Annotated in this window: 6 protein-coding genes; 1 reads left to right on the top strand and 5 read right to left on the bottom strand. The window is 42.7% G+C overall.

Annotated features, from left to right (window positions below):
- Positions 1–546, top strand: a 546-nt coding sequence (locus tag LBQ60_14800) for a DUF2961 domain-containing protein (protein MDR2039188.1), incomplete at its 5' end; no start/stop codon positions are given.
- 149 nt (positions 547–695) lie between these two features.
- On the opposite strand, the gene LBQ60_14795 is transcribed toward LBQ60_14800, so the two are convergent.
- The 5 genes from LBQ60_14795 to LBQ60_14775 form a co-directional block, all read right to left on the bottom strand.
- A complete protein-coding gene (locus tag LBQ60_14795) occupies positions 696–1,154 on the bottom strand; it encodes a hypothetical protein (GenBank protein MDR2039187.1) in 459 nt (152 codons plus the stop codon).
- 340 nt (positions 1,155–1,494) lie between these two features.
- Positions 1,495–2,070 carry a rubrerythrin family protein gene (locus tag LBQ60_14790; GenBank protein ID MDR2039186.1) on the bottom strand — a complete coding sequence of 192 codons (576 nt, stop codon included), beginning with the start codon at positions 2,068–2,070 and terminating at the stop codon, positions 1,495–1,497.
- A gap of 312 nt (positions 2,071–2,382) precedes the next feature.
- A complete protein-coding gene (locus LBQ60_14785) occupies positions 2,383–4,191 on the bottom strand; it encodes a hypothetical protein (protein ID MDR2039185.1) in 1,809 nt (602 codons plus the stop codon).
- 253 nt (positions 4,192–4,444) lie between these two features.
- A complete protein-coding gene (locus LBQ60_14780; GenBank protein ID MDR2039184.1) occupies positions 4,445–5,779 on the bottom strand; it encodes a PKD domain-containing protein in 1,335 nt (444 codons plus the stop codon).
- A 108-nt stretch (positions 5,780–5,887) separates the two neighbouring features.
- Positions 5,888–6,370, bottom strand: a complete 483-nt coding sequence (locus LBQ60_14775; protein ID MDR2039183.1) for a hypothetical protein — start codon at positions 6,368–6,370, stop codon at positions 5,888–5,890.
- Positions 6,371–6,411 lie beyond the last annotated feature (41 nt).

Raw genomic sequence — 6,411 nt, 5'->3', positions numbered from 1 at the left:
GTCCCGGAAGATGCTGGATATTTCCATGCCCAGTTCAGGAGGACCCCGTACAATGAGGGCTCAGATTATACCATTGTAGACGGGATCAAAGGGAAAGGACATTATGTAGGCGTTTATATGGCCTGGGGAGTAAATAATAACGGCTGGTGGGGCGAAGGTGAGATCAAGTTCTTCATGGACGGCGACAAACAGTTTCCTACCATCTGCGGAACAGGAACGGAAGATTATTTCTGTGGCTCCTATAATTTCGACAGAGAGGGAAATTATAAGGAATTTTGTACGCCTTATGCGGGATTGCACCAGGTGATCCGCCCTGACGGTACATACCGTTCACAACAGCGTTTCGGACTATATCGCTGGCACATTACCGATCCTATCCGTTTTGAAAAAGATCTCCGGGTCACCATCCAGGATCTCGGATGGAGGCACGGAGGGCGTTACCTGCCTCAGAAATCGGATATAGCGTCGGTAGTTTTCTGGTACCAGAGGGAACCGCATGCCGGATTCCCAAAATTGCCTTCATGGCAGGAACTGGAAGTAAATTAAATAAAAGGGGCTGTCCAAAAAGGCCGAAATACCGGCTTAACCTTTAACTCAACGCAGTCATTTTGTTACTCCGCTTGTAAAAGGCCTTTTTGGACACCTTCATGTCAACTATTGATAATGAACGATTCTTATTGTGGAAAAGCCATCATCTATTTACTTAGATTGATCGTCACGGTGAAATCTCCGGCCCATGGATCACCAGCCATCAGGCTTTCATGTACAGATAATCTATAATTACCTTTTTCTTTCAGGTCGTATGTAATATCTTTTCCGAATGGCCCATCCATGCTGCCATTAGGCATGGTGATCTGTGAAAATCTGATATTTGCCGTAGAATCCCGGAATGATAAAACACCATACATTTGTGTGTAATCCTGGGAACTGAATTTCAGATTGATGTTCTGCTGTTCCTTTTTGTGAATCCGTACTGTGCCTTTACCATCCACTATATTTATCCATATAGTATCAGAATCAGATGGATATATAATAGTATCGGCAGCAGCTTTTACTTTTTCAACAGCTGAATGGGATCCGGTCTTTGGGGACGGATTATTACATGCACACACGAATAGGCATATCATGCAAAGAGAAACAAATATCTTACTCATAATCAAAACAATTAATCATTTCAACGTAACTGTAATACGGTGCTGTCCAAAAAGTGTGATAGCTTTTTAGTATTCTGTTATTTCGCTAAGATACATCATTTTAACGAAATAACAAAATACCAGTTGCAGGAAGATTTCCTTCCCCGTACTGAGAAATATGAATTGCAGCTGAAAAAGCCGGGTTTTCTCTATTTTTTGATCAAAAGGATGATCTTTTACCTTAAAAGAAGTGGTACTTGTTCTTTAAAATTATCGATTTTCCAAAAGCCAGTAGCCACATACAAAAAAATAAGGTATCCAGGGGAGGATACCTTATTTTTTATCTATCCGGAAAGACATATCAATAATTGGTAGCCTTGATTTCAAAGAAAGCTTTGGGATGTGCGCAACAGGGACATTTTTCGAGTGCTTTCTCGCCATAATGAATGTACCCGCATTTACGGCAGACCCACACCATCTTATCGGAACGTTGGAATACCTCGTCGTTCTGCAGATTCTGCAAAAGCTTACGATAACGCTCTTCATGTGATTTTTCAATAGGGATGATCAATTTAAAAGCCATGGCTACCTTTTTGAATCCCTCTTCCTCGGCCACACGGGCAAATTCAGGATAAAGCGAATCCCATTCCTCATATTCCCCTTCGGCTGCTTCGGCAAGATTGTCGGCTGTATTGCTGATCACTCCGGCCGGATAAGATCCGGTAATCTCTACCATGCCGCCTTCTAAAAATTCAAAGAAAATTTTGGCATGTTGTTGTTCCTGGGCTGCCGTCTCTTCAAAAAATGCGGCAATTTGCTCATATCCGTCTTTCCGGGCCTGTTTGGCAAAAAAGATGTACCTGTTGTATGCCTGCGATTCCCCCGCAAAAGCTTTCAATAAGTTTTGTTCTGTTTTGGTTCCTTTGATGCTCATCATACAAAATTTTAATGATTTAGTATTACAAAGAGAGAGATTTTGCCCCTTTAAAACAAATTATCCGTCTAATTTGTACAGAGTATAAATAATCTGCGGACAAACACCATAACCGCATGAATTAAAGTGTATTCTTTTGCAATATACAGCAGGCTATATGATACGGGAGCTCCTTACGGCGAACCGGTTTAAAATAAAGGTACCATTTACAGGGACGGAAAACCTTACAGCAAGATAGAATATATCAACGGACAACCGCGGAAAGGAGAAGGGGATCAGAGGGAAATCAGCTTTATGATTTGGGGAAAGGCCTTCTCAAAAGCGGTATGCATAGGTACAGGTAGCTGTAAAATCCTTCGTAGTATCACGTTCTTTTACTTCACGCCGTTGGCTGATCAGTATCAGACTGAACGTGTTACGTTTCCAGAATATGTATGACATGTTCCAACGCAGGTTCAAAATATTTCCTGTAGCATTGCCGTTGCTTGTACTTACATTATAGGATGTGGCAACACCTGTAGTCAGCTTTTTTTCAAACAGAGAGGCCATCATTCCGAGTGTCGGACCACAGGTCAATGATTTGTCGAAACCGATGGTGTTGTATGTCACATTGGCTGATGTGGTAATTTGCAGGCCTAACGGTACGAAAAGCAATCCATAGGTAGACGCAAAATTATAAAAACGGGATACACTTCCTGTACGGATAATGTCATTCTCTTTATCGGCTGCTTCCTGGAAATTCAGGTTAAATCCCAACGTATGTCTCCTGTTCTCATTTTTGCCGAACCCATAATTGACGGCGGCAGTGGCATTTTGCGAGAGTTGTGTGAAATCCAGCGTGTCAAGGTTGTCGTATATCGTGATTTCATTGATATAATCAAATTGCGACTTGATATTGGTATAGGTCTGGAAACCGGAATACGATGCTGTAATATTCAGATTTTCATTGGGTGCGGCGTTGACATTCACCGCCCCTACAAACCGTTTGGTCTTTGACTCCTTGGATTTGTCAAGATCATCGCGTTGTATACCTCCGTTTACCGACAGGGTCACCTTATCGTTAAAGAACGGGCGGGCAAAGTTCAGGGTGATGTTTTCCAGGTCATTGGTGAAATAATAAGCGCCCAATGTCTGGTAATCCGGGTCAATACGTTCATACCCGACACTGATCATGTTCTTGAGGAACCGGTAGCTTAGATTTATATTGAAAGCATGATAGGTGGCAGTTGACTCAGTTTTGTGGAATAGCTTATCGAAAAACGCACTGCCCGATTCAGGCATCCTGGAATCACGGGTCAATATGCTGATTCCATATTCCCCGGTAAGCGTTAGGTTACTGATGATCTTCAAAGCCCCATTCCAACTGAATGCCTGGTTATTCTTGGGGTAAATCAGCAGGCTGTCGGGTTTCCACGCCAGCGAACTTGGCTCATCTTTCGCACCGAACCAGGTCATACCTAAGGCATAGCTATCTTTCTCATATTGCACTCTGGCCCCATATCCCATCCTTTTGTAAGCGGTTCCTGCCAGCGGATTTTCCGGATTATAGGGAGTAGCCTTCAACATACGTCCATACATGGCTGAAAACCGGACTGGTATTTTCTTAGGAGTAAGTTCTATGCCGGCTCCTGTGAATTGATGTCCGCCAAGCGTATAGGGGGAGAAACTCATGGAAACATCACCGATATGTCCTGCTATCCATTTATAGGTAGGATGGATACTAAAACGATTAGGCATAGTAGGGTAGGTATAGTTGGCTCCCAGATTGTTGATATTGAAACTAAAAGGCAGGTTGATCTGGTTGAAAAAGCTGAAGTTGACATTTCCCGAAAGTATCCAGTTAAAAGGGTCGCGGGTGGTATTACTTCCGTCATAGTAAACTGCATTGGCGGAGATACCACCGTTTATACGGAATATCTTATCTTTTGAGAATTGTTCTTTCAGGTTGTCCAGCTGTAGTTGTTGAGAATGGAGAATGGAGGAGGAATGGAAAATGGAGAATGGAGAATGGAGAATGAAAAAAAACAGTAAGAAACGGATGGAATGGAGAATGGAAAATGGAAAATGGAGAATGTTCCGTTCTCGACAAATCGGTTGGTGTTCTTGATTATATGTATGTATCATTCGTGTATGGTTTAAAATGAATGATTTGTATTCGATAACCTGCTCCATTATTTACTTTGTTACATGAGACCGCTAGCGCTAACTTCTCAATTTTCCATTACTCGCACCCGCTCGTGGGATCGCTGGTCCAAGTTCTCAATTCTTCATTATTATGTGTATGGTCTTAATAGGAATGATTCGTATTCAACAATATGTTCCATAACTCGCTTTGCTATATGAAACCGGCTACACCTCAATTCTCCATTTTCAATTCTCAATTCTTCATTACTTTTACATCTGCCAGTATATATGAATTATTTCCCTCAGCAATATATCCCTTGATTTTGATGACTCCCTTACGTCCTGAAGCCGTTTCAAATAATACAATGTATGGTGTTTGTGCGGCGAATGACTGATCGCCGGTATCCATGCTGCGGATATCCAGGTTGCGAAGCGGTGCGTCGGTGAGCATAGCATCAAAGTCGGCTACCGTGAATATGGGCGTGGCTTGTTTATTGACAAAATAGGTTTTGCCGGCATCCGGGATATCATCGAAAACGAGCAGTGAACCGGCTGCGTCAGGTGAAACAAAGCGGCAATAAGGGAACAACGGCCCCATACCGAAAAACACCAGGTCAACGGGAGGCGGGGATGGTGCAGACATATCGCCTTGCGTAAGAACCCTGCGTTGCAAACAGGAGAAAAAACAACCGACAGATGCATGTGCGGTAGTACTGCCCAGTTTTATATCCGCTATAGTGTACAGGTTGGTGTTTTCTTTAATGGTAACGGTTTGTCCCTGTGTTTGCACCTCTTTTCCGTTCTGTGCTTCTAATGTGATGTTGTAGGTGCCCGGGACATCGAAGGTGATCCGGGGACTTTCGGCCTGCGGGTCAGCGATGGTTCCACCGGATGCGCTCCACATGTAGGTAAGGCCCGAAACAGTAGTGTTACTCAAGGTACCTGTCCAAGGCGCTTCCATATCGAAGTCATCGAATGAAGGTTCGATAATAAAACCGGCCTGCATGGATGGTAATACTTGGATGGTTTTGGATAAAGAATACTGTTCACGGCCGTTGGATACCAAAAGTGTAATGATATGCTCTCCGGGTTGTGTGTAAATAACAGAAGCAGGAGAAAACGATTGCGAAGTTTCCGGATCGCCATTACCGAAATTCCACAGGCAGGACAGGGCACCTCTGGTGGTGTTGGTAATTACGGCCTCTACAGGAGATATGTTATTGACCGGCATATCCACATCAAAAGCGACAAGCACGGCGGAATCAAGTACCAGGCTGAAATCCCTGGTTTTCCGTTCGTCATCGTTCCATGCTTCCAGGCGGATGGTATAAGTGCCGGCGGTATGATACGTTACCATACCGGGATGGGAACTTTCCGAAGAAGAGGGTTCACCGCCTTCGAACGTCCAGAGGTAATGATCCGCCCCGGTAGTATGGTTTTCAATGTTCATGCGTACCGGTACGGAATAATCATTGTCCTGAATTGTAACTGCAAAATCAGCGTTGACAGGTGTTTTTTCTTCCTTAAAGCAACCGGTGAACAGTAGAAAAACCGGAAACATAGCGGCAATCATCTTTTTTATCTTCATGTGTTTGCTGGTCATTGTTGATGTTACTGTTATTACATATTTCTTGCTTTATATATACTTTTTGCTCATTTTATGTTAGAACGCATTACAAATACGCGCTATCTGGAACTATCTGATCTGTTCCAGTTCCCCATTGGCGTTTTCTTTTAATACGCTGTATCTGTCAGGTTTCGATGGCGATTCCCCCGAATTGTAAAATTTATATGTCTTTTGTTGTACGGATAAGACTTCAAGCATACGCCATTGCATGCCAGTACCCAAGCGTACTTTTTTAGTGACAAACTTTTTACTTCCATATCCATAACCTTGTAAATCTGAAGCCTTATACCATTGTGACCTGACTTTGGATTTACCGGAACCTTTGGCTTTATCGATTTCTGTTTGTGGGCAAAAGCCAATTTTACTCTGGTTAAACCAAAGATTCCCATAAGCGTTCAGCTCCAATAAACCATCTATACGTTGACCGGATTGATCAATTACATATCCATAATGCTGAAAGTCGGCTAATTGATTCTCAGCGAAAGGGTGACTTACGGAACATGAGATAAACATTAACGAAAATAGGCAGGGAATTAATAATGTTTTTTTCATTTTTACTGGTTTTATATTAATGCAATTTCAAATATGATAAA

The sequence above is a fragment of the Bacteroidales bacterium genome, assembly GCA_031275285.1.
Classification (GTDB): Bacteria; Bacteroidota; Bacteroidia; order Bacteroidales; family UBA4181; genus JAIRLS01.
The sequence above is the reverse complement of the archived record's forward strand: the minus strand, read 5'-3'. Positions and strand labels throughout refer to the sequence as shown.

Bases quoted from the DNA above. Each gene is read 5' to 3' on its own strand.
- LBQ60_14795 (MDR2039187.1), bottom strand. From the start codon at position 1,154: ATGAGTAAGATATTTGTTTCTCTTTGCATGATATGCCTATTCGTGTGT.
- LBQ60_14790 (MDR2039186.1), bottom strand. From the start codon at position 2,070: ATGATGAGCATCAAAGGAACCAAAACAGAACAAAACTTATTGAAAGCT.
- LBQ60_14775 (MDR2039183.1), bottom strand. From the start codon at position 6,370: ATGAAAAAAACATTATTAATTCCCTGCCTATTTTCGTTAATGTTTATC.
- LBQ60_14780 (MDR2039184.1), bottom strand. From the start codon at position 5,779: ATGAAGATAAAAAAGATGATTGCCGCTATGTTTCCGGTTTTTCTACTG.
- LBQ60_14785 (MDR2039185.1), bottom strand. From the start codon at position 4,191: ATGATACATACATATAATCAAGAACACCAACCGATTTGTCGAGAACGG.